This window comes from Kineococcus radiotolerans SRS30216 = ATCC BAA-149, assembly GCF_000017305.1.
GTDB classification, from domain to species: domain Bacteria; phylum Actinomycetota; class Actinomycetes; order Actinomycetales; family Kineococcaceae; genus Kineococcus; species Kineococcus radiotolerans.
This window is the reverse complement of sequence record NC_009664.2, coordinates 3732571-3753506: the sequence shown is the minus strand read 5'-3', so window position 1 is coordinate 3753506 and position 20936 is coordinate 3732571. Positions and strand designations below refer to the sequence as shown.

The window sequence follows — 20936 nt, the reverse complement described above, 5'->3', positions numbered from 1 at the left end:
ACCCAGCGTCACCAACGGATGCCCGCGGTCTCGGCCCGTCGCGCCCCGGGCACGGTGCGCAACACCCCGGTGGCCTCGGACAGCGGCACCTGGGACACCTCGACGCCGTGCAGGGAGGCCATCGTCCCCAGGTCACCGCTCGCCAGCGCCTCGACCGCGGACAACCCGAAGCGGGTGGCCAGGATCCGGTCGGCCGCCGAGGGGGTCCCCCCGCGCAGCAGGTGCCCCAGCACCGTCACCCGGGTCGACACGCCGGGGACGCGGGCGAGCAGCTCCTGCTCCAGCGCCTCCCCCGCCCCGCGCAGCCGGACGTGGCCGAAGGCGTCGCGCGGGGCGTCCTCCCCCGCCGGCCCGCCGTGCACGTCGGCGCCCTCGCTGACCACGACCAGCGGGGCCCCACCGCGGGCGAGCACCGCCCGCACGGTCCCCGCCACGGCGTCGAGGTCCACCGCCTCCTCCGGCAGCAGCGTCACGTGCGCCCCGGCCGCCATCCCGGTGTGCAGCGCGATCCAGCCCGCGTGGCGGCCCATCACCTCCACGATCATCACCCGGTGGTGGCTGGCGCCGGTGGTGGCGAGGCGGTCGCAGGCGTCGACGGCGGTCTGGACGGCCGTGTCGAAGCCGAAGGTGGCGTCGGTCGCGGACAGGTCGTCGTCGATGGTCTTCGGCGCCCCCACCACCGGGACCCCGGCGGCGTGCAGGGCGGTCGCGACGCCGAGGGTGTCCTCCCCGCCGATGACCAGCAGGGCGTCCACGCCGAGGGCGCCCAACCGCTCGCGCACCCGGGCGACGCCCTCCTCGACCCCGTCGGCGAGGGGGTTCGTGCGCGAGGACCCCAGGATCGTGCCCCCGGTGGTGAGCAGCGGCCGCACGGCGGCCTCGTCGAGGGGGACGGTGTCCCCCTCGAGCACGCCGCGCCAGCCGTCGAGGAAGCCGACGAACTCCATGCCGTGGCGCTGGGTGCCGGCCAGCACCGCCGCCCGGATGACCGCGTTGAGCCCGGGGCAGTCGCCGCCCCCGGTGAGGATCCCGACCCGCATCGTGCGTCTCCAGTCCCCGGCGTCGTCGCCGGTGCCCCGATCACGTCCCGGGAGAACTCTGCCACCGCGCGATCAGCGGTGCGCGTCACCGTCCCGGGGCGCGTCGGGCCCCGGCGCCTCCCCGGGGGGCGCGGCACGTCCCCCGGGCCCCCCGCTGGAGGTCGTCGGGGGTTCGGGGACGCCGGTGCTGCGGGAGAGCTCGGTGCGCAGCCGGCTGCGCTCGGCGTAGGCGTCGACGTACTCCTGCCGCGACAGCTTCTGGATGGCGTACATGACCTCGTCGGTGATCGAGCGGGCCACGAGCTGGTCGTCGCCGCGCCCGGCGTAGCGGGAGAAGTCCAGCGGCGGGCCGAAGACGGCCCCCACCCGGCGGACCCGGGGCAGCTTCCGCCCCGTCGGCAGCAGGTCCTCGGTGCCGATCATGGCCACGGGCACCACGGGGGCGCCGGAGGCGAGCGCGATGCGGGCCACCCCGGTGCGGCCGCGGTACAGCCGCCCGTCCGGGGACCGGGTGCCCTCGGGGTAGATGCCCAGCAGCTCCCCCTCGCCCAGGACCCGCACGGCGCTGTCGATGGCCGCGGTGGACGCCCGCCCGCCGGAGCGGTCCACGGGCAGCTGCCCGATGCCGTGCATGAGGCCCTTGGTGAGCTTGCCGCGCAGCCCGCGGCCGGTGAAGAGGTCGGCCTTGGCGATGAACGTGACCCGCCGCTGCACCACCGTCGGCAGCAGCACCGTGTCGGCGGCGGAGAGGTGGTTGCTGGCCAGGATGGCGGGGCCGCTGGACGGGACGTGCTCCAGGCCGCGGACCCACGGCCGGAACACGGCGGTCACCAGCGGTTCGGCCACCAGCAGCTTGATCGGCCAGTAGAGGACGGGGAAGCCGGGCACGCCCTCCCCCTCTCGTCCGCGGCGGTGATCACAGGACAGTAGCGGGTGGGCGCGCCCGCGCCACGCCGAAACCTCGACCACCCCGGGTCGGGCGTGCCACGATGGAGCGTGTCCCGAACCCCGGACGACGGCTCCGGTCCCCTCGACGTCGACGCGGCCTTCGCCGAGATCGTCGCGCACTGGGGGGAGGACGTCCCGCCCGCGGCCGGGGACGGGACCCGCGGCGGCAGCACCCGCGAGGACACCGGGCACCCCGGGGAACCGGACGGGGCCGGCACCCGGCCCGACGACCGGACCGACGCGGGCCCCGACGCCGAGGGCACCGCGGCCGCCCCGGGCACCGGACCCGCCCGCCCCGAACCGCGGCTGGTCCGCCCGGCCGCCCCGCTGCCCCCGCCCCCCCGCGAGGACGTCCCCGCCGCGGGCCGGCCCGCGACCCCGCGCGACGAGGAGCCCCCCGAGCTGCGGGCCCTGGACGAGGAGGAGGGCTTCGTCCCCGCCGAGCCCCAGCCGCTGCCGCGCGACGTCCTCGGCTGGGCCGCCTGGGCCGCCGTGGTCGGGGCCCCCCTCTTCCTGCTCGTGGTGGCCCTGGGCTGGAAGGACGCCCCGCGGCTGATCACCGCGATCGCCGCCGCCGTCTTCGTGGCCGGCTTCGCCACCCTCGTCGTCCGGCTGCCCGGGTCGCGCGACGACGACGACGACGGGGCCGTGGTCTGAACCGCCGTCCCCCTCAGCGCGCGGGGACGAGCAGGTCCGCGACGACGGCGAGGTGATCGCTCGCGGCGGCCGCCTCCCCCGCGGGGGTGCTCACCGCGGTCACGCTGAGGCGGTGGTCGACGAGCACCAGGTCCAGGCGCCGCCGCGGAGCCCGGGCGGGGAAGGTCGGGAAGGGTGAGCCGGCCGCGTCGGCGGCGTCCACCAGGACCGTCGACAGCCGCCCGTGGACGGGACCGCCGGGTTCCTCGTTGAGGTCCCCCGCCAGGACCGCCGGGGCGTCGAACCACGGCCCGCAGGGCCCGGGCAGCGGCGTCCCGGGCAGCACCCGGGCCACCTGCCCGGACCGCTCGGCCGGGTCCAGCCCCAGGTGCACGCTGCGCACCAGCACCTCGCGCGACCAGCCCCCCGCCAGCGGCACCCGGACGACGACCTCGGCCGTCCCGCGCCGCCGCACCGGCTTCCACCCCCGGCGGCGGGGGGTGGGCAGGGCCCGCACCGACGCGGCTCGCACGTCGACCCGCGCCGCGGTCAGCACCGCCGTCCCCGCCCCGTCCCGGCCCGCGGCCGCGACCCACAGGCCGGCGTCGGCGGCGAGGACCCCGAGGCGGTGCACCGCGAGGGAGTGGGTGGGCGCCTCCTGCACGCACACGACGTCGGCCGCGGCCGTGCGCAGCAGGGCGCCCAGCGCGGCGGTGTCGTCGAGGAGCTCCCGGACGTTGACGGTCGCGACGCGCAACCGCGTCACCGCGCGCGCGCCCGGCGGAGCCATCAGCCCCAGCCGCGGGACAGGTCCGCCGCCCCCACCAGCCCCGCGGCCGGTCCCAGCTGGGCCCGCGCGATCGTCAGCTCGGGCCGGAAGCCGCGCCCGGTGAGGGTGCGGCGGAACGCCTCGCGGCAGGGCCCGAGCAGCAGCTCGTCGGCGTCGGAGACCCCGCCGCCGATGACGATCGTCCCCGGGTCCAGCGCGGCGGCCAGGTTCGCGACCCCGATGCCCAGCCAGCGGCCGACGTCCTCGAAGAGCTCCACGGCCGCCGGGTCCCCCGCGCTCGCGGCCCGGGTCACCAGCGGGCCGGTGATGGCCTCCGGGTCGCCCCCGGCCAGCTCCAGCAGGGCGTGGGCGACGGGCGAGTTCGAGCGGGCCAGTTCCCGGGCCTCGCGCACCAGCGCGTTGCCCGAGGCGTACTGCTCCCAGCACCCGCGGTTGCCGCACTCGCAGCGGTGGCCGCCGGGCACGACGATCATGTGCCCGAACTCGCCGGCGATGCCGTAGCGGCCGCGCACGACCCGGCCCTGGGTGACGATCCCGCCGCCGATGCCGGTGCCCATCGTCACGCACACCAGCCGCGACTCCTCGCGCCCGGCTCCGAAGCGGTACTCCGCCCAGGCCGCGGCGTTGGCGTCGTTCTCGACGATCGTGCGCCGGCCGATGCGGCGCCCCAGGCGGGCGCGGATGCGGCGCTCGACGGCCTCCCGCAGCGGCTCGTGGCGCCAGGCCAGGTGCGGGGCGAAGAGGACCGTGGCGCGCTCGGCGTCGACGAAGCCGGCGGCCCCGATCCCCACGGAGACGATGTCGTGCTGGGCGGCGAGCTCCTCGACGACCTCGGCGATGGTGTCCTCGACGCCCTGCGGGCTCGTCGTCGGGGTGTCGCGGCGCAGCTGCGCGACGACGTTGCCCTCGCCGTCGACGACCCCGGCCGCGACCTTCGTCCCGCCGATGTCGACCCCGACCGCGGGGCCGTCCCCGATGAAGACGCGCCGGGTCTGCTGGCGCAGGCGCTGCTGCAGCGCGACCCGGCGGGGGTCCGGCGCCCGTCGCCGGCGGGGTGGGCGCGGGGTGCGGGGTGCGGCCATGTCTCTGCTCCCGATCGCAGGGGTGGGGTTCGCTCAGACCCGCGCGAGGTCGGCGGCGCCGATGATCCCCGCGTCGTTGCCCCGGCGGGCGGTGCGCAGCGGCGGGGGCTTGCGGTGGCTGCGGCCGGAGAGGTTCTCGGCCAGGCTGACCCGCGCGGGCGCCAGCAGCAGGTCCCCCGCGCTGGAGACGCCGCCGCCGATGACGACGACCTCGGGGTCGAGCACCGCCACGAAGCTCGCCACGGCCTCCCCCAGCCAGCGGCCGACGTCGGCCAGCAACCGGGCGCAGCCGGGGTCCCCGGCCTGCGCGAGCCGGGTGACGACCGGGCCGGTGACGGCCTCGGGGTCCCCGCCGACCTCGCGCAGCAGCACCGCGCCGACGGGGTCGCCGGAACGCAGCAGGTCCCGGGCGTCGCGCACCAGCGCGTTGCCGGACACGTACTGCTCCCAGCAGCCGGAGTTCCCGCACCCGCAGGTGCGCCCACCCGGGACGGCGCGCACGTGGCCGAGCTCGGCCGCGGCCCCGTTGGCCCCGCGCTGCAGCAGGCCGCCGGAGACGATCCCGCCGCCCAGCCCGGTGCCCAGGGTCAGCATCACGAGGTCGTCGACGGCGTTGCCGTGCTCGTCCAGGCCGCCGCCGAAGCGGTACTCGGCCCAGGCGGCGGCGTTGGCGTCGTTCTCGACGACGACGGGGCGGCCCACGCGGGACTCGAGGTGGTCGGCGAGGGGCTCGTCGCGCCAGGCCAGGTTGGGGGCGAAGACGACGCTGCGGCGCGCGGCGTCGACGAAACCGGCCGCGGCGACCCCGACGGTGGCGAAGGCGTGGGTGGTCTCCAGCTCCGCGACGGCGTCGGCGACGGCGTCGGCGATGGCCGCGGGGTGCAGCGCCGGGGTCTCCCGGCGCGTCTGGGCGATGATCTCGCCGCGGTGGTCGACGACCCCGGCGGCGATCTTGGTGCCCCCGATGTCCACGCCGACGGCGTTTCCGGTGGTGCGCTGCGGGGCCTCGGGACGCTGCTCGACCATGCCGGTGCGGTTCTCCCTGCGACGTGGGCCCCGCGACCGGGGCGGCTGCGCGGACGTGCAGCCCCGGCGAGGTTACCCGGTGCCCGTCGCGATCCCGTCCCGGTCCGCGGGCGGGTCAGCCCAGGACCGCCCCGATCGCGGTCATCGCGCCCAGCAGCAGGGCCGTGAGCCCCAGGCCACCGCCGACGGCGACGGCGACCTTGGCCTGCCGGCTCCCCAGCCCGCGCGGTGCGGGCCGGTCGGAGCGGGCGAGGGCGCCGAGCATCCGGGCGACCTCCGCCTCGTCGACGGCGGGCGGGCGGGGGGCGGCGAAGTCCAGGGCGAGCTGGCCGTCGTCGTCCTCGGTGACGCGCGCGACCGGGGCCGCCGACGCCTCCCGGGGGGCGGGGACGGGGACGGCGGGGGCGGGTTCGGCGGGCAGCAGCGAGGCGTGGCACAGCGAGCACCAGTCCTGCTCCGGGCGCACCCGCGCCGCGCAGGAGGGGCAGCGCGCCGGACGCGCGGCGGGCGGGGTCCCCGGGACGGGCGGGACCCCCGCCGGGGCGCCGGGCTCCGGGCGCGCGACGAGGCGGCTCACCGGCGGCCCCACCTCGACCGCGCCGAAGGCGGCGCTCGTGCGGGTGGCGGTGCGGACGCTGGGCCGCGGGGCCAGGAGCGGCTCCCCCGGTGCCGGGGCGCTCTCGACCGGCACCGGCGCGATCGCCTGCTCGTCGTTCACACCCGCGGGCATCGGCACCCGCGCGGGTCTCCTTGAGCCGGCCCCCGCTGCTCCGTCCGGGTGTCCTCGCGACACTCCGGCGAGACCGCGGAGGCGGCCCCCCGGCGCGCGGGTAGGGTCGTCGCACCCGCCGACGATGACGGCGGTGCCCGGACGCCCGCGCACCTCGCGCGACCGCGGTGACCCGGGAGCGATGCGAGGAGGAACCAGCGTGCGGAGCAGCTGCGAGCCACCGCTCGTCCAGCCCGCCACGACCGGCAACCTGACCGATTGCGTGGTGGAGACCGCCCGGCAGGAACCCCGGCGCGTCAGCGTGAGCCGCAAGGGCGCGGACGGGCAGTGGCGGGACACCACCGCCGAGGAGTTCCTCGCCGAGGTCACGGCCATCGCCAAGGGGTTGCTGGCCGCGGGCATCGCCCCCGGCGACCGCATCGGGATCATGGGCCGGACCAGCTACGAGTGGACGCTGTTCGACGTCGCCGGCTGGTTCGCCGGCGCCGTCACCGTCCCGGTCTACGAGACCAGCTCCCCCGAGCAGATCGAGTGGATCCTCGCCGACTCCGGCTGCGTGGCCTGCGTGGTCGAGACCACCGAGAACGCCGGGCGGGTGGCGACGGTGCGCGAGCGCCTGCCCCGGCTGCGCGACGTCTGGACCCTGGAGTCCGGTGCCGTCGAGGAGCTGCGGACCGCCGGGCGCGACATCGCCGACGCCGAGGTCGAGCGCTCCCGGACGCTGGCCGGCCCCGACGACCCGATGACGATCATCTACACCTCCGGCACGACCGGCCGCCCCAAGGGCTGCCTGCTCACCCACGGCAACTTCCTGGACCTGGCCCGCAACGCCGACGCCGCGATCCCCGAGGTGCTGCGCCGCCCCGGCGCCGCGACCCTGCTGTTCATCCCCCTGGCCCACGTCTTCGCCCGCTTCATCCAGGCGCTGTGCCTGGTCAGCCGCATCCGGATGGGCCACACCGCCGACGCCAAGGACCTGCTGGGCGACCTCGCCGGGTTCCGCCCCACGTTCATCCTCGCCGTCCCGCGGGTCTTCCAGAAGGTCTACAACGGCGCCGAGCAGCGCGCCGCGTCCGGCGGGAAGGTCAAGGCGCGGATCTTCGAGCAGGCCGCCCGCACCGCCGACGCCTGGTCGCGCTCCCTGGACACCGGCGGCCCGTCGCTGCCGCTGAAGCTGCGGCACCGGCTCTTCGACCGGCTCGTGTACTCCAAGCTGCGCGCGCTCATGGGCGGGCGCGTCGAGTACGCCGTCTCCGGCGGGGCCCCGATGGGTGAGCACCTGGCGCACTTCTTCCGCGGCACGGGCCTGGTCGTGCTCGAGGGCTACGGCCTCACCGAGACCGCCGCGCCCCTGACCGTGACCCGCCCCTCCCGGTTGCGCATCGGCACCGTCGGGCCGCCGCTGCCCGGCACCGACATCACCATCGCCGAGGACGGGGAGGTCCTCGCCCGCGGCGTGGGGGTGTTCCGCGAGTACCTCGGCCGGCCCCGGGAGACCGAGGAGGCCTTCCTCGACGGCTGGTTCCGCACCGGGGACCTCGGCTCCCTGGACGAGGACGGGAACCTGCGCATCACCGGGCGCAAGAAGGAGATCATCGTCACGGCCAACGGCAAGAACGTCGTGCCGGCCAACCTGGAGGACCGGCTGCGCGCGCACCCGCTGATCTCCCAGGCCGTCGTCGTCGGCGACGGGCGGCACTTCGTGGGCTGCCTGCTGACCCTCGACGAGGAGGCCCTCCCCTCCTGGGGGGCCAACCACGGCAAGGCGGGCTTGGACCTGCCCACCGCGCGCACCGACGCCGACGTCCTCGCCGAGCTGCAGCGGGCCGTGGACAAGGCCAACGCCTCGGTCAGCCGGGCGGAGTCGATCCGCCGCTTCCGCGTCCTCACCGAGGACTTCACCGTGGAGAACGGCTACCTCACCCCCTCGATGAAGGTGAAGCGCTCGGAGGTCCTCACCGACCTCGCCGACGAGGTCGAGGCCCTCTACACCTCGTGACCGACCGGATGGGCCGCCGCGACGCGTGCGCGCTGGCGGCCTGGTGCGCGCTGATGGCTCTGGCCACCCACAGCGTCGTCCGCTACCGGTGGTGGATCGTCGTCGGCTACGTCGCGGTCGCCGCGGTCGTCGTCGGGCTGGCCTGGACCGCCCGCGACGACCGCGGCCCCGGCAGCGGGCCCCGCGCCGGGGGCTGGGTGCCCTCCGCGGCGCTCGCGCTGGTGGGGCTGGTGAACCTCGCGGTGCCCGCCTTCAGCTACCTCGACGACTCCGGGCAGCTGCTGGTGCGGATCGTCCTCGGGGTGTCGTGCCTGGTCGTCGCCGGCCTCCTGCTGCCCGGGCGGGGCGCCAGCCGGGCGCTGGCCCTGGCCGCCGCCCTCGCCGGGGCCGCGGCCACCGCCGTCCTCGTGGTCCTCGGCGACCCCGCGCCCCGCATCGACGTCTGGGTGATCCTGCAGCAGTCCGCCGACGCGATGGCCGAGGGCGAGTCCATCTACGCCCGGACCTGGGTCGGTTCCCCCGGCATCGCCGACGCCTTCGCCTACCTGCCGTGGACGGCCGTGCTGAGCGCCCCCGGGCGGTGGCTGGCCGGCGACGTGCGCTGGGCCCTCGCGGTGCTCGTCCTGCTGAGCGCCGTGCTCGTCGCGGCCGTGGGGCGCTGGCGGCGCCCGGCGCTCGCGGCGGCCGCGCTGCTGCTGCTGGCCCCGGGCTCGGGGACCCTCGTCGAGCAGGCCTGGACGGAACCGACGGTGCTGGTGGGGCTGGCCGGGTGGGCCCTGCTGGTGCGCAGCGGGCGGGCCTGGTGGGCCGTGGTCCCCCTCGCCGTCGCCCTGGCCAGCAAGCAGCACGTCGTGGCGCTGCTGCCGCTGCTGGCGGTGTGGCCCCGCTTCGGGTGGCGGCGCACCGTCGTGGCCGCCGGGGGCGCGGGGCTGCTCGTGGCGCCGTGGGTGCTCGCCGGCGTCGGCGACTTCTGGCACGACACCGTCACGACGATGCTGGACCTGCCCCCGCTGGTCTTCGCCGACACCCTGTACACCCTGGTGCTCAACGAGACCGGGGTGCGGCTGCCGGTCCTCGTCGTGGGCGTCGTCGTCCTCGGGGTCCTGGTGGCGGCGGTGGTGGCGCTGCGCCGGCGCCCGGTGGGCCTGGCGGGGCTGCTGACCTGGTGCGCGGCGGTGCTGCTCGTGGCGAACCTGGTGAACAAGCAGGCCTTCTACAACCAGTTCTGGCTGGTGGGGGCGCTGCTGCTGCTCGCGGTGGCCGCCTCCAGCGGCGCGGTCAGCCCCGCTCCCGCCCCGGGTCAGCGGGAACGTCGGTCCCGGCCAGCAGGTCCGTCAGCCGTCGCGCCTGCTCCTCCCACCCCCAGCGCCGACTGACCCACTCCCGCCCGGCCGCGCCGAACCCGGCCGCGGTCGCCCCGTCCCGCAGCAGGCCCACCAGGGCCGCGGCCACCTGCTCCGTCGAGCGCCCGTCCACGACGTGGCCGTTGACCCCGTCGAGCACGGCGTCGGGCGCCCCGCCGGAGTTCCCGGCGACCACGGGCAGCCCGCAGGCGGCGGCCTCGAGGTAGCAGATGCCCAGGGCCTCCGGCTCCAGCCCGCCCAGACGGGTGCGGGTCGGCATGCAGAACACGTCGCCGGCGGCGTAGAACCCCGGCGCGCGCTCCCACGGGACCGCCCCGGTGAAGACGACGTCCGCCTCCACCCCGAGGTCCCGCGCGAGCCTCTCCACCGCCGCGCGGTGCGGGCCGTCGCCGACGAGGAGGAGCGCGGCGCCCGGCACCCGGCGGCGGACCTCGGGCAGCGCCCGGACCAGGACGTCCTGCCCCTTGCGGGCCACGACCCGCGACACGCAGACCACGACGGGCCGCTCCCCCAGCCCGAGCTCGGCCCGCACCCGCGCCCGCGCGACCGGGTCCGGGCGGAAGGTCGCCACGTCGACCCCGGGGGTGAGCCGGCGCATCCGGGCCCGGGCGGCGGGGGTCAGGGGCCGCTCCACGCGCGAGCGGCACCAGTCGCCGAGGTAGGTGACGGTGTCGTTGCCCTCCCCGATGCGCCGCAGCGCCGCGCGGGAGCCGGGCAGGCTGGACCACCACACCTCGTGCCCGTGCGTGGTCGCCACCGCGCGGGCCACCCCGGCCGCCCGCAGGGCGGGGGCCATGAGGCCCAGGGGGGCGGCGGCGCCGAACCACACCCGGTCGGCCCCGTGCTCGCGGACAGTGCGCTGGACCCGCCGGACGATCCCGGGGGTGGGCACCAGCAGCGGGGACGGGTCGCGCACGACGACGATCCCCTCCGCGGCCAGGGCCGCGTCGACCGCGGCGTCCCCGCGCTGGCGGGCGGTGTGCACGACCACCCGGGCGGCGTCGCCCTCGCCGAGGGCGGGCAGCCGGCGCGCGACGGCGTGCACGAACGACTCGATGCCTCCGGTGCGCGGGGGGAAGTCGTTGGTGACGACGAGCGTGCTCACGGCCCCCACCCCACCAGGTCGCTCGCGACGTCGGCGCGCCAGGTCGCCACGACGTCGGGGAACGGGCGGCGCAGGACGTCGCGGCACGCCCGCTCCAGGTCGGTCCCCGACCGCACGGCCCGCACCAGCGCCGTCACCGCGGGCGTCCCCGACCCCCGGGCCGCGGAGGTCACCAGCGTCCACGCCGCGGCGTAGGCCAGCTGCAGGGCGGCGGGGTCGGGGCTGTCGAAGGCCGCGTCGGCGGGGACCTGCGGGACGCCCCGGGCGCTCAGCAGGGGCGCGGCGAGCGCGCTCGCGGCGACGTCGCGGTCCAGGCGGGCGACGTGGTCGGCGTAGCCCTCGGTCAGCCACCGCGGGACCACCGCCCCGGCGGCCGGGGCGGTGGCGCGGGTCGCGACGTGGACCAGCTCGTGGGTGAGGGTGATGGTGCGCCCGAGGGGGGTGAGCGCGGCGAAGCGCTGCACCGGGAGCACGACCCGGACCCCCGCGGGCGCCCCGTCGGGCAGCGCGGCGTCCGCCCCGACCGCCACCGCGTCCAGGCGGGCGGCGGGGCGGCCGGTCAGGCGTGCGACCTCGGCGGGGCCGGGCACGACGACGACGGCCGTCCCCCGCGGCCAGTCGGCCCCCCAGACGGCGTCGACGCGGGCGGTGGCGGCGCCGAGGTCGGTCGCGACCTGCTCCACGACCTCCCGGGTGGTGCCCCCGTCCCCGGCGCCGGGGCCGACGACGAGCAGCACCCCGCCCTCGACGACCCGCGCCGCGACCTCGCCGAGGTCCCACGGCTGCGGGGTGCCCCCCTCGGAGGTCCGCAGCCGCCCGTCCCAGCCGGCGCGGAAGGTGCCCGCGACGGCCCGCCCCTCGCCCCGGACGCGGACCCGCGAGGTCCCGGTGACCCGGTCCGCGCCGGTGCCCTCGACGACGACGGCCCACTCGGCCAGCCCCGCGGCGAGGGCCCGCGCGTCGCGCGCGCGCAGCTCCGCCCGGTCGGCCGCGGCGTGACCGGCCCCGGCCGCGGGCAGGTCCCCGCTCAGCAGCGCGGCGGCGCGGGCGTCGAGGAGGCGCTGGACGTCCGCCCGTCCCGGCGCCCGGGCGGCGGTGGGCCCGGAGCACGCCGCGAGGGCCGGCGGCAGGAGCAGCAGCGCCCGGCGCGGGAGGGGCGGGCCGGGACGCACCGGGCCATCATCCCGCCCGGCGGCCCTGGCCCTCCCGCGCGGTGGCCAGGCGCAGCGGGGGGACGAGCCCCGACGCCGCGAGCACCTCCACCGCGTCCCGCTCCTCCGCGTCGAGCACCGCCTCCCCGGGGGGGCCGAGCAGGACCGAGACGACGCACTCCGGGCACGCCCGCGGACGGGCCGTGCAGCTGTCGCAGTCGATGAGCACCGGGGAACCTCCAGGTCGTCGTCGGGCCGGCCGCGGTAACGGCCGGTGACACCCAGTCGAGCACCGACCTCCGACACGACCCCGCCGGCGGGCGCGGTCAGGGCGCGGTCAGCGCGGCGCTCAGGTACCGGGTCCGGCGCTCCTGGAACGCCCGGTGGCTGCTGCTGCCGGGCAGCGCGGCGAACCGGGCGAAACCGGGGTGCGCGACCCGCGGGAGCCAGGCCCGGACGAGAGCGAGCTTGCGGTCGCTGTCGAGGTCGAGGGCGCGCACGACCTCGGCGGTGACGTCCTGCTCGGCGTCGACCGCCAGGCCCGAGGCCCGCAGCTCGGCGCGGGTCCGCTCCACCTCCCCGGCCGGGCGGAAGTCGGCCCAGAAGAACCGCCCGCCCGGGCGCAGGACCCGGGCCACCTCGGCCAGGAACCGCGGGACGGAGCTGTAGCAGTGCGAGGACTCGACGTTGACGACGACGTCGAAGGAGTCGTCGGGGAACGGCAGCGCCTGCGCGTCCCCCGTCGTGAACCGCAGCCCGGGGCCGCGTCGCTCCCGCGCGCAGGTGGCGACGGCCGCCGCGGCCAGGTCGACCCCCGTGGTCGAGCGCGGCCCGCGGTAGCGGCTGAGGTAGCTGGCCCCTCCGCCCCGGCCGCACCCGACCTCGAGGACGTCGAGGCCGGTGAGGTCGGCGGCGACCACGTGCTCGTAGAGCTGGATGCAGAACCGGTCCGCCTCGTCGCCGGGCTCGAGCGCCAGCGGGACGGCCGGGTCCAGCGGCGCGAAGCCGTAGTTCATGAAGGCCCACTCCGGCCGGCGGACCCGGCGGGCGAGCACCTCGTAGAAGCCGTGCCAGGACGTCTGCCGCAGACCCATGACGCGCAGGGTAGGCCCGTCCGGACCGGCCACCGCGTGTCGCGGCGACCCGGTGTCGGGCCGGCCGCCTACGGTCCCTCCCATGTCCACCGGCACCACCGGCCCCCCGGCCGGCTTCCAGAGCAGCTTCGAGGACCTGGGGCAGCCGCTGGCGGACGCGACCTTCGTCGTCGTCGACCTCGAGACCACCGGCGGCGCCCCCGCCGACGCGGGCATCACCGAGATCGGCGCCGTGAAGGTCCGCGGCGGTCAGGTGCTCGGGGAGTTCCAGACGCTGGTGCGCCCCAGCTCCCCCATCCCCGCCTTCGTCCAGGTCCTCACCGGCATCACGAACGGGATGGTCGCCACCGCCCCGTCCCTCGCGCAGGTGCTGCCGGCGTTCCTGGAGTTCGCCGGGTTCGAGCGCGGCACGGTGCTGGTGGCGCACAACGCGCCCTACGACACGTCCTTCCTCAAGGCGGCCTGCCAGGTCACCGGGCGCCCCTGGCCCAAGCCGCGCGTGGTGGACACCGTCGTGCTCGCCCGCCAGCTCGTCGACCGCGACGAGGCGCCGGACCGCAAGCTCGGGACGCTGGCCCGCCTCTTCGGCACCGCGACCACCCCCGACCACCGCGCCCTGCACGACGCGCGCGCCACGGTCGACGTGCTGCACGCCCTGCTGGGCCGGGTCGGCAACCGCGGGGTGCACAGCCTCGAGGACCTCTCGGCCTTCGCCGCGACCGCCGTCAACCCGGTCCGGCGGGCGAAGAAGCACCTGGCGGTCGGGCTGCCCTCCGCGCCGGGGGTGTACCAGTTCCGCGACGCCGCCGGACGGGTCCTCTACGTCGGCACCTCCGTCGACGTGCACCGGCGGGTGTCGTCCTACTTCACCGCCTCCGAGACCCGCCCGCGGATGACGGAGATGGTGCGGCTGGCGAGCACCGTCGTCCCGGTGGTCTGCCAGACCCCGCTGGAGGCGCGGGTCCGCGAGCTGCGGCTCATCGCCGAGCACGCCCCGCCCTACAACCGGCGCTCCAAGGCCCCCGAGAAGGTGACGTGGGTGAAGCTCACCACCGACGCCTGGCCCCGGCTGTCGCTGGTGAAGCAGGTGCGCGACGACGTCGCCGCCGGCGCGGAGTACCTCGGCCCGTTCCGCTCGACCCGCACGGCCGAGCTCGCCGTGGAGGCCCTGCACGAGACCCACCCGCTGCGCCAGTGCACCCGCCGCATCCCGCGCACCCCCACCGGGGAGGGCCCCGGGGCCTGCGTCCTGGCCGAGATCGGCCGGTGCGGCGCGCCCTGCCTGGGCACCGGGCGGGGCGGGCAGGACGCGGAGTCCTACGCCGCGGTCGTGGCCGAGGTCCGGGCGGCGCTGCGCAGCGACGCGACGACGGCCCTCACCCGCGGGCGCGAGCGGCTGCGCGAGCTCGCCGGGCAGCAGCGCTACGAGGAGGCCGCCACCACCCGCGACCGGCTGGAGGCGTTCCTCACGGCCGCCGAGCGCGCCCAGCGGCGGGCCCCGGTGGCGGCGACCCCCGAGATCGTCGCGGCCCGGCGCAGCGAGCCCGCCCCGGGCTGGCGCACCGGCGGCTGGGAGGTGGTCCTCATCCGCTACGGCCGGCTGGCCGGCACCTGCGTCACCCCGGCCGGGTCGGACCCGATGCCCCACATCGAGGCCCTGCGCGCGACCGGGGAGGTCGTCGCCCCGCCGGCGCCGGGTCGCCCGGGCCTGCTGGTGGAGGAGACCGACGTCCTCCTCGGCTGGCTGGAGCAGCCGGGGGTGCGGCTGGTCAGCCTCGACGACGGGCGCGGGGACGACGACGCGGGTGACGCGGGCGCGGCGGTGGCCTGGGCCTCACCGGTGCGCGGGGCGGGCTGGGCCCGGCACCACCTGCGGGGCGCGCAGTAGTCTCACCGCGTGATCACCGCCATCGTCAACGTCCACTGCGACGGCCGACGCATCCCCGAGGTCGCGCAGGCGCTCGCCGAGCTCGACGGCGTCAGCGAGGTCTACTCGGTGACGGGGGACGTCGACCTCGTCGTCATGGTCCGGGTCCGCGAGCACGACCGGCTGGCCGACGTCATCGCCGGGGGCATCGCCCGGGTCGAGGGCGTGGTCGGCACGACGACGAACATCGCCTTCCGCGCCTACTCCCGCCACGACCTCGAGACGGCCTTCGCCCTCGGGTTCGACTGACCGTCCCGCCCCCGGCCGCGACCGGCCCTCCCGCTCAGGAGGCGCTGGCCGCCACCCACCGGTCGAGGACGTCGGCGGCCGCGCCGGAGTCCAGGGCGGCCTCGGCCCGGCGCACCCCCTCGCGCAGGTGGTCCGCGAGCCCCGCGGCGGGGTCGGCGTCGGCGGACCCCGCGGCCCGCACCCCGGCCGCCACCATGGCCGCCGCCGCGTTGAGCACCACGGTGTCGCGCACCGGGCCGCGGGCCCCCGCGAGCAGCTCGCGGGCGACCCCCGCGTTGTGGGCGGCGTCGGCCCCGCGCAGGTCGGCGAGCGTGCAGGGGGGCAGGCCCAGCTCGGCGACGGCGTCGAGGACCGTCTCGGTCACCCGTCCCCCGCTGACGACCCAGACCCGCGCGGGCCCGGTCGTGGTGAGCTCGTCGAGGCCGTCCTCGCCGCGGAAGACCAGCGCCGAGGTGCGGCGGCCGGCGAGGACGCCGGCGACCAGCGGCGCCGTGCGCCGGTCGGCGACCCCGACGGCCGAGGCGCCGGGACGGGCGGGGTTGGTCAGCGGCCCCAGGACGTTGAACGCCGTGGGCACCCCGAGCCCGCCGCGGGCCCCGGCGGCGAAGCGCATCGCGGGGTGGAAGACCTGGGCGAAGCAGAAGGTGATCCCGACCTCGACGGCCAGCTGCGCCACCCGCCGGGGGGGCAGGTCCAGCCGGACCCCGAGCGCCTCGAGGACGTCGGCGGACCCGGAGGAGGACGAGGCGGCGCGGTTGCCGTGCTTGACGACGCGGTGACCGGCCCCGGCCAGCACCAGCGACGCCATCGTGGAGATGTTCACGGTGTGCGCGCGGTCCCCGCCGGTGCCCACGAGGTCGACGATCGGTCCGGGCACCTCCAGCGGCACGGCGTGGGTCAGCATCGCCTCGGCCAGGCCGGTCAGCTCCGCGCTGGTCTCGCCCTTGGCGCGGAGCGCGACGAGGAACCCGGCGAGCTGGACGTCGCCGGCCGAGCCGCGCATCACCTGGTCCATCGCCCACGACGCCTGCTCGGCGGTGAGGTCGTGACCGGCCACGAGCTCGGTGAGCAGGCCGGGCCACGTGGGGGCGGGGGCGGTGGTCATGAGGTCCTGGCTCCCTGCTCGGCGGGGTCGGCACCGCGCGGTCGAGCGCGCGGCGCCCCGAACCCTACTGATCGCGGGCGCCCGCGGGTCCACCGCGCCGGGCCGGACACGGGCGCGCCGGATCGAGACCGATCCGTGACCTGACGGGGGCGGGAGGACCTCCCGGGGCCCCGCGCCGGGCCGGAGCGCCTGCTCAGAGGGGGTGGGCACCCTGCGCACCTCCTCCACGCACCCCGTCACGAACCTCCCCCGACCGGCCCAGCCGAGATCTACGACACGTTGTCGGTGGCCCGGGCAGCGAACCCCCGGGGGGGTGGGGCATGATTGGCGACGTGGCGAGTGCACAGGCTGTCCAGAGCAGTACCCCGAGTCCGGCGCACGGGTCCGTGAACCGGCCCAACATGGTGTCGGTCGGCGTGATCGTGTGGCTGTCGAGCGAGCTCATGTTCTTCGCTGGGCTCTTCGCCATGTACTTCACGATCCGCTCCGTGGCCCCCGCCCTGTGGGAGTCGGGCCCCGCGCTGCTGAACGTGCCGTTCTCGAGCATCAACACGACGATCCTCGTGATCTCGTCGTTCTGGTGCCAGTTCGGCGTCTTCGCCGCGGAGCGCTTCCAGCCGCGCCGCCTCGGCAAGCTGCACGAGGTCGGCAAGTGGGGCATGGAGGAGTGGTTCATCCTCACGTACATCTTCGGCGCGCTCTTCGTCGCCGGTCAGGTCTTCGAGTACGCGGAGCTCGCGCACGAGGGCCTGACGATCGCCACGAACGCCTACGGCTCGGTCTTCATCCTGGCCACCGGCTTCCACGGCATCCACGTCTTCGGCGGTCTCGTGGCCTTCCTCCTGGTCATCGGGCGTTCCTACGCCTCGAAGCGCTTCGGGCACCAGGAGGCGACCAGCGCCATCGTCGTCTCGTACTACTGGCACTTCGTCGACGTGGTGTGGATCGGTCTGTTCACCGTGATCTACATCCTCAAGTAACGACCCGACCGCCAGCGCAGTTCCCGAACGCCCCGTAGGAAGCGAGCACCAGCACCGTGACCAGGACCCTCACCGCCCTCAGCGCCCGACGGCGCCACCCGTTGGCCGTCGTCGTGCTGATCGCGCTGGCGCTCCTCCTCGTCGGCGGGCTGTACGCGGCCCTGGCCCCGCGCGACGCGCAGGCCAGCACCGCGGCGGCCTCCGCCGACGACATCGAGGCGGGCAAGAAGCTCTTCCTGGCCAACTGCGCCACCTGCCACGGCCTGGACGCCCAGGGCGGGGCGGTGCTGCCCGACGGCAGCGGCGCCGGCCCCTCGCTCATCGGCGTGGGCGCCGCCTCGGTCGACTTCCAGGTCGGCACCGGGCGGATGCCGCTGGCCCAGTCGGCCGCGCAGGCCCCCGAGGTCAGCAAGATCCGCTTCTCGCAGGAGCAGATCGACCAGATGGCCGCCTACATCGCCTCCCTGGCGCCGGGGCCGGCCGTCCCCACCGCGGAGGAGCTCGACGTCGCCAGCGTGAGCGAGGAGGACATCGCCCGCGGCGCGTCCATCTTCCGCACGAACTGCGCGATGTGCCACAACTTCGCCGGCAAGGGCGGCGCGCTGACGGCGGGCAAGTACGCCCCCGACCTCACCGGCGTCTCCGGCAAGCACGTCTACGAGGCCATGGTCACCGGCCCGCAGTCGATGCCGGTCTTCAACAACAACACGATCAGCCCCGAGGACAAGACGGCGATCATCGCCTGGCTGACCCAGGAGGACGTGCGGCCGGACCCGGGCGGGCTCAGCCTGGGCTCCCTCGGGCCGGTCTCCGAGGGTCTGCTGGCCTGGATCGGCGGCATCGGCCTGCTGATCGGCGTGTCGGTGTGGCTGGGGATGAAGTCCTCCTGATGACCACCCCGCGCACCACGACCACCAACGTGAAGGATTCGGACGGGCAGGGAGCATGAGCGACATCGAACGCGCCGACGAGGCGCACGGGCAGGCGGGGACGACCCTCGCCAAGCCCGGGGGCGGCGTTCCCGACCGCTTCGAGAACCCCGGCCTGCCGGAGCACCGGCACCGCATGGGCGACACCGACCCCGCCGCCGCCCGGCGCGCGGAGCGCCAGGTCGCCTTCTTCCTGCTGCTCTCGATCATCGGCTCGATCGGGATCATCGTCTCGCTCGTCGGCATCAAGTACGACGACAGCTTCGAGCGGATCAGCCTCTCGACCAAGGCCATCGGCCTGTCGATGTTCGTCTCCCTCTTCGCCCTGGGCGTCGGCGCGGTCCACTGGGCCAAGACGCTCATGCCGGACGACGAGCGCATCGACTACCGCCACCGCCAGCGCGGCACCACCGCCGAGCGCGCGGAGGCCGTGGCGATCCTCAAGGAGGGCGCCGCGGAGGCCGGCCTCGGCCGCCGGCCGCTCATCCGGAACACCCTCATCGGTGCCCTGGCCCTCTTCCCGATCCCCGCGGTGTTCTTCTTCCGCGACACCGGGCCACTGCCGGGCAACTCCCTCTCCACGACCATGTGGGAGGCCGGGACCTACCTGGTCAAGGACCCCGAGGGCGGTCGCATCCGGGCGGCCGACGTGAGCATCGGCTCCGTGGTCCACGTCCTGCCCGAGGGCATCGAGGAGGCGGAGTCGGTCCTCAACGAGAAGGCCAAGTCGGCCGTGCTGCTGATGCGCCTCGACGAGTCCGAGCTGATGCAGAAGTCCGCCGAGTGGGGGGTCGACGGAACCGTCGCCTACTCCAAGATCTGCACCCACATGGGCTGCCCCGTGGCCCTCTACGAACAGCAGACCCACCACCTGCTGTGCCCCTGCCACCAGTCGACGTTCGACCTCACGCAGGACTGCAAGGTGATCTTCGGCCCCGCCAAGAGGGCCCTCCCCCAGCTGCCCATCGCAGTGGACGACGAGGGGTACCTCGTGGCGACCGACGGCTTCGACGAGGCCGTGGGCCCGAGCTTCTGGGAGCGCGGATGAGCACCATCGACAAGGCCGCCGGTGGCGTCGCGAACTTCGCGGACGACACCGCCGGCGCGAGCAAGGTCGTCAACGGCTTCGCTCGCAAGATCTTCCCCGACCACTGGTCGTTCATGCTCGGTGAGATCACGCTCTACAGCTTCGTGATCCTGCTCTTCACCGGCACGTTCCTCACGTTCTTCTACGAGCCCAGCGCGGCCGAGACGACGTACGAGGGCATCTACGTCCCGCTCACGGGCCAGCACGTGTCCGAGGCCTACGAGTCCTCGCTGCGGCTGTCCTTCGACGTCCGCGGCGGCCTGCTCATGCGGCAGGTCCACCACTGGGCGGCCCTGGTCTTCGTCGCGGCGACGATCGTGCACATGGCCCGGGTGTTCTTCACCGGCGCCTTCCGCAAGCCGCGCGAGATCAACTGGGTGATCGGCGTCCTGCTGGCCATCCTGGCCGTCTTCGAGGGCTTCACCGGCTACTCCCTCCCCGACGACCTGCTCTCCGGCACCGGCATCCGCATCGCCCAGGCGATCATCCTGGCCGTCCCGGTGGTGGGCAGCTACATCAGCTTCTTCCTCTTCGGCGGCGAGTTCCCGGGCGTGGACTTCATCCCGCGCTTCTACACGATCCACATCCTGCTGCTGCCCGCGGTCATGCTCGCCCTGATCGCCGTGCACCTCATGTTCGTGGTCGTGCACAAGCACACCCAGTACCCCGGCCCCGGGCGGACCGAGGACAACGTCGTCGGCTTCCCGCTCTTCCCGGTGTACATGGCCAAGGCCGGCGGGTTCTTCTTCCTCGTCTTCGGCGTCATCGCCCTGATCGCCGCCCTGGTCTCGATCAACCCGATCTGGGCCTACGGCGCGTACGACCCCTCCCCCGTGACCGCCGGTTCGCAGCCGGACTGGTACATGGGCTGGATGGACGGCGCGGTCCGCATCACCCCGGGCTGGTTCGAGTTCAGCCTCCTCGGCTTCACGCTGTCGCTGAACATCCTGATCCCCACCACGGTGCTGATCCTGTTCGCCGTCGGCATCGCCGCGGTCTACCCCTGGATCGAGCAGGCCGCGACGGGCGACCGTCGTGAGCACCACCTGCTGGACCGCCCGCGCAACCAGCCGACCCGCACGGGTCTCGGCGTCATGGCGCTGACGTTCTACATCCTGCTGTGGATCTCGGGCGGCAACGACATCATCGCCCACATGATGGGGCTGTCGATCAACGACATCACCCGCTTCCTGCGGATCGGGGTGTTCGTCCTCCCGGCCCTGGCGTTCGTCATCACCAAGCGCATCTGCCTCGGCCTGCAGCGCAAGGACCGCGAGAAGGCGCTGCACGGCCGCGAGACCGGTCGCATCGTCCGGCTCCCCCACGGGGAGTTCATCGAGGTCCACGCCCCGCTGACCGACCTGGAGCGCTGGAACCTCGTCCAGCACGACACGCACCGGCCGATGGAGATCGAGGACCGCGTCGACGCCGGCAACCCGAGCACGCTGTACGGGAAGATCCAGCGTCGTCTCTCGAAGTTCTACTTCGAGGACCGCGTCGAGCCGGTCACCCCGGCCGAGCTGGCTGCGTCGCACCACGACCACCACAGCGAGCTGGAGACGGCTCACGCCGACGAGCTGGAGCGCGGCGACAACCCGGCGATCGGGACGTCGCAGACGCTGCACGGCTGACCAGTTCCACCAGGAGGGCCCCGAGCCGGTGACGGTTCGGGGCCCTTCGCACGTCCACCCCCA

General features: G+C 75.9%; 20 protein-coding genes. 9 read left to right on the top strand and 11 right to left on the bottom strand.

Features of this window, described 5'->3' with window-relative positions:
- Nucleotides 1–8: 8 nt before the first annotated feature.
- The gene (locus KRAD_RS17825; RefSeq protein WP_012087044.1) at nucleotides 9–1040 is read right to left on the bottom strand and encodes a 6-phosphofructokinase; all 1032 of its coding nucleotides are present in this window, start codon (nucleotides 1038–1040) and stop codon (nucleotides 9–11) included.
- Between the two features lie 72 nt (nucleotides 1041–1112).
- Nucleotides 1113–1928: a lysophospholipid acyltransferase family protein gene (locus KRAD_RS17820; RefSeq protein WP_012087043.1), complete on the bottom strand. Its 816-nt coding sequence runs from the start codon at nucleotides 1926–1928 to the stop codon at nucleotides 1113–1115.
- Between the two features lie 108 nt (nucleotides 1929–2036).
- Here KRAD_RS17820 and KRAD_RS17815 point away from each other — a divergent pair, with 108 nt between their 5' ends.
- Entirely contained in the window at nucleotides 2037–2645 is a 609-nt protein-coding gene (locus KRAD_RS17815) for a hypothetical protein (RefSeq protein ID WP_041292192.1), read from the top strand.
- Between the two features lie 13 nt (nucleotides 2646–2658).
- Here KRAD_RS17815 and KRAD_RS17810 read toward each other — a convergent pair whose 3' ends face one another.
- The 4 genes from KRAD_RS17810 to KRAD_RS17795 form a co-directional block, all read right to left on the bottom strand.
- Nucleotides 2659–3414 carry an endonuclease/exonuclease/phosphatase family protein gene (locus KRAD_RS17810; protein ID WP_012087041.1) on the bottom strand — a complete coding sequence of 252 codons (756 nt, stop codon included), beginning with the start codon at nucleotides 3412–3414 and terminating at the stop codon, nucleotides 2659–2661.
- Nucleotides 3414–4496 carry an ROK family glucokinase gene (locus KRAD_RS17805; RefSeq protein ID WP_012087040.1) on the bottom strand — a complete coding sequence of 361 codons (1083 nt, stop codon included), beginning with the start codon at nucleotides 4494–4496 and terminating at the stop codon, nucleotides 3414–3416. The genes KRAD_RS17810 and KRAD_RS17805 overlap by 1 nt, the downstream gene beginning before the upstream one ends.
- A 33-nt stretch (nucleotides 4497–4529) precedes the next feature.
- Complete coding sequence (locus tag KRAD_RS17800) at nucleotides 4530–5522, bottom strand: ROK family glucokinase (RefSeq protein ID WP_012087039.1); 993 nt, start codon at nucleotides 5520–5522, stop codon at nucleotides 4530–4532.
- 115 nt (nucleotides 5523–5637) lie between these two features.
- Nucleotides 5638–6258: a hypothetical protein gene (locus KRAD_RS17795; protein WP_012087038.1), complete on the bottom strand. Its 621-nt coding sequence runs from the start codon at nucleotides 6256–6258 to the stop codon at nucleotides 5638–5640.
- 193 nt (nucleotides 6259–6451) lie between these two features.
- On the opposite strand from KRAD_RS17795, the gene KRAD_RS17790 reads away from it, so the two are divergent.
- Nucleotides 6452–8251, top strand: a complete 1800-nt coding sequence (locus tag KRAD_RS17790) for an AMP-dependent synthetase/ligase (RefSeq protein WP_012087037.1) — start codon at nucleotides 6452–6454, stop codon at nucleotides 8249–8251.
- Nucleotides 8248–9627 carry a hypothetical protein gene (locus KRAD_RS24570; RefSeq protein ID WP_012087036.1) on the top strand — a complete coding sequence of 460 codons (1380 nt, stop codon included), beginning with the start codon at nucleotides 8248–8250 and terminating at the stop codon, nucleotides 9625–9627. The genes KRAD_RS17790 and KRAD_RS24570 overlap by 4 nt, the downstream gene beginning before the upstream one ends.
- Here KRAD_RS24570 and KRAD_RS17780 read toward each other — a convergent pair.
- The 4 genes from KRAD_RS17780 to KRAD_RS17765 all read right to left on the bottom strand — a co-directional run bounded on the left by KRAD_RS17780 (nucleotide 9530) and on the right by KRAD_RS17765 (nucleotide 12965).
- Nucleotides 9530–10720, bottom strand: a complete 1191-nt coding sequence (locus tag KRAD_RS17780) for a glycosyltransferase family 4 protein (RefSeq protein ID WP_012087035.1) — start codon at nucleotides 10718–10720, stop codon at nucleotides 9530–9532. The two genes, KRAD_RS24570 and KRAD_RS17780, sit on opposite strands and share 98 nt — an antisense overlap.
- Nucleotides 10717–11892, bottom strand: coding sequence for a hypothetical protein (locus tag KRAD_RS17775; protein ID WP_012087034.1), 1176 nt, complete (start codon nucleotides 11890–11892; stop codon nucleotides 10717–10719). Before KRAD_RS17775 ends, KRAD_RS17780 begins: the two co-directional genes overlap by 4 nt.
- Nucleotides 11893–11899: 7 nt before the next feature.
- Nucleotides 11900–12100 (bottom strand): hypothetical protein, encoded by a 201-nt coding sequence (locus KRAD_RS17770; protein ID WP_012087033.1) that lies wholly within the window; start codon nucleotides 12098–12100, stop codon nucleotides 11900–11902.
- A 97-nt stretch (nucleotides 12101–12197) separates the two neighbouring features.
- Nucleotides 12198–12965: a class I SAM-dependent methyltransferase gene (locus KRAD_RS17765; RefSeq protein ID WP_012087032.1), complete on the bottom strand. Its 768-nt coding sequence runs from the start codon at nucleotides 12963–12965 to the stop codon at nucleotides 12198–12200.
- A gap of 82 nt (nucleotides 12966–13047) precedes the next feature.
- Here KRAD_RS17765 and KRAD_RS17760 point away from each other — a divergent pair, with 82 nt between their 5' ends.
- Nucleotides 13048–14853, top strand: coding sequence for a DEDD exonuclease domain-containing protein (locus KRAD_RS17760; protein ID WP_012087031.1), 1806 nt, complete (start codon nucleotides 13048–13050; stop codon nucleotides 14851–14853).
- 9 nt (nucleotides 14854–14862) lie between these two features.
- Complete coding sequence (locus KRAD_RS17755) at nucleotides 14863–15141, top strand: Lrp/AsnC family transcriptional regulator (RefSeq protein ID WP_012087030.1); 279 nt, start codon at nucleotides 14863–14865, stop codon at nucleotides 15139–15141.
- Nucleotides 15142–15175: 34 nt separating this feature from the next.
- Here KRAD_RS17755 and trpD read toward each other — a convergent pair whose 3' ends face one another.
- Nucleotides 15176–16246, bottom strand: a complete 1071-nt coding sequence (trpD, locus tag KRAD_RS17750) for an anthranilate phosphoribosyltransferase (RefSeq protein WP_012087029.1) — start codon at nucleotides 16244–16246, stop codon at nucleotides 15176–15178.
- 320 nt (nucleotides 16247–16566) lie between these two features.
- On the opposite strand from trpD, the gene ctaE reads away from it, so the two are divergent.
- From ctaE to qcrB, 4 genes are read left to right on the top strand one after another with little or no spacing between them, the layout of a single operon-like run.
- Nucleotides 16567–17226: an aa3-type cytochrome oxidase subunit III gene (ctaE, locus tag KRAD_RS17745; protein ID WP_012087028.1), complete on the top strand. Its 660-nt coding sequence runs from the start codon at nucleotides 16567–16569 to the stop codon at nucleotides 17224–17226.
- Nucleotides 17227–17282: 56 nt separating this feature from the next.
- A complete protein-coding gene (gene qcrC / locus KRAD_RS17740; RefSeq protein WP_012087027.1) occupies nucleotides 17283–18116 on the top strand; it encodes a cytochrome bc1 complex diheme cytochrome c subunit in 834 nt (277 codons plus the stop codon).
- Between the two features lie 55 nt (nucleotides 18117–18171).
- A complete protein-coding gene (gene qcrA, locus KRAD_RS17735) occupies nucleotides 18172–19203 on the top strand; it encodes a cytochrome bc1 complex Rieske iron-sulfur subunit (protein ID WP_012087026.1) in 1032 nt (343 codons plus the stop codon).
- Nucleotides 19200–20873, top strand: coding sequence for a cytochrome bc1 complex cytochrome b subunit (qcrB, locus tag KRAD_RS17730; RefSeq protein WP_012087025.1), 1674 nt, complete (start codon nucleotides 19200–19202; stop codon nucleotides 20871–20873). Before qcrA ends, qcrB begins: the two co-directional genes overlap by 4 nt.
- The last annotated feature ends 63 nt before the right edge of the window (nucleotides 20874–20936 follow it).

What these genes read in the sequence shown, in the direction of transcription:
- KRAD_RS17765 (WP_012087032.1), bottom strand. Translation starts at nt 12,965, where the DNA reads ATGGGTCTGCGGCAGACGTCCTGGCACGGCTTCTACGAGGTGCTCGCC.
- ctaE (WP_012087028.1), top strand. Translation starts at nt 16,567, where the DNA reads ATGATTGGCGACGTGGCGAGTGCACAGGCTGTCCAGAGCAGTACCCCG.
- KRAD_RS17760 (WP_012087031.1), top strand. Translation starts at nt 13,048, where the DNA reads ATGTCCACCGGCACCACCGGCCCCCCGGCCGGCTTCCAGAGCAGCTTC.
- KRAD_RS17825 (WP_012087044.1), bottom strand. Translation starts at nt 1,040, where the DNA reads ATGCGGGTCGGGATCCTCACCGGGGGCGGCGACTGCCCCGGGCTCAAC.
- qcrA (WP_012087026.1), top strand. Translation starts at nt 18,172, where the DNA reads ATGAGCGACATCGAACGCGCCGACGAGGCGCACGGGCAGGCGGGGACG.
- KRAD_RS17805 (WP_012087040.1), bottom strand. Translation starts at nt 4,496, where the DNA reads ATGGCCGCACCCCGCACCCCGCGCCCACCCCGCCGGCGACGGGCGCCG.
- KRAD_RS17800 (WP_012087039.1), bottom strand. Translation starts at nt 5,522, where the DNA reads ATGGTCGAGCAGCGTCCCGAGGCCCCGCAGCGCACCACCGGAAACGCC.
- qcrB (WP_012087025.1), top strand. Translation starts at nt 19,200, where the DNA reads ATGAGCACCATCGACAAGGCCGCCGGTGGCGTCGCGAACTTCGCGGAC.
- KRAD_RS17810 (WP_012087041.1), bottom strand. Translation starts at nt 3,414, where the DNA reads ATGGCTCCGCCGGGCGCGCGCGCGGTGACGCGGTTGCGCGTCGCGACC.
- trpD (WP_012087029.1), bottom strand. Translation starts at nt 16,246, where the DNA reads ATGACCACCGCCCCCGCCCCCACGTGGCCCGGCCTGCTCACCGAGCTC.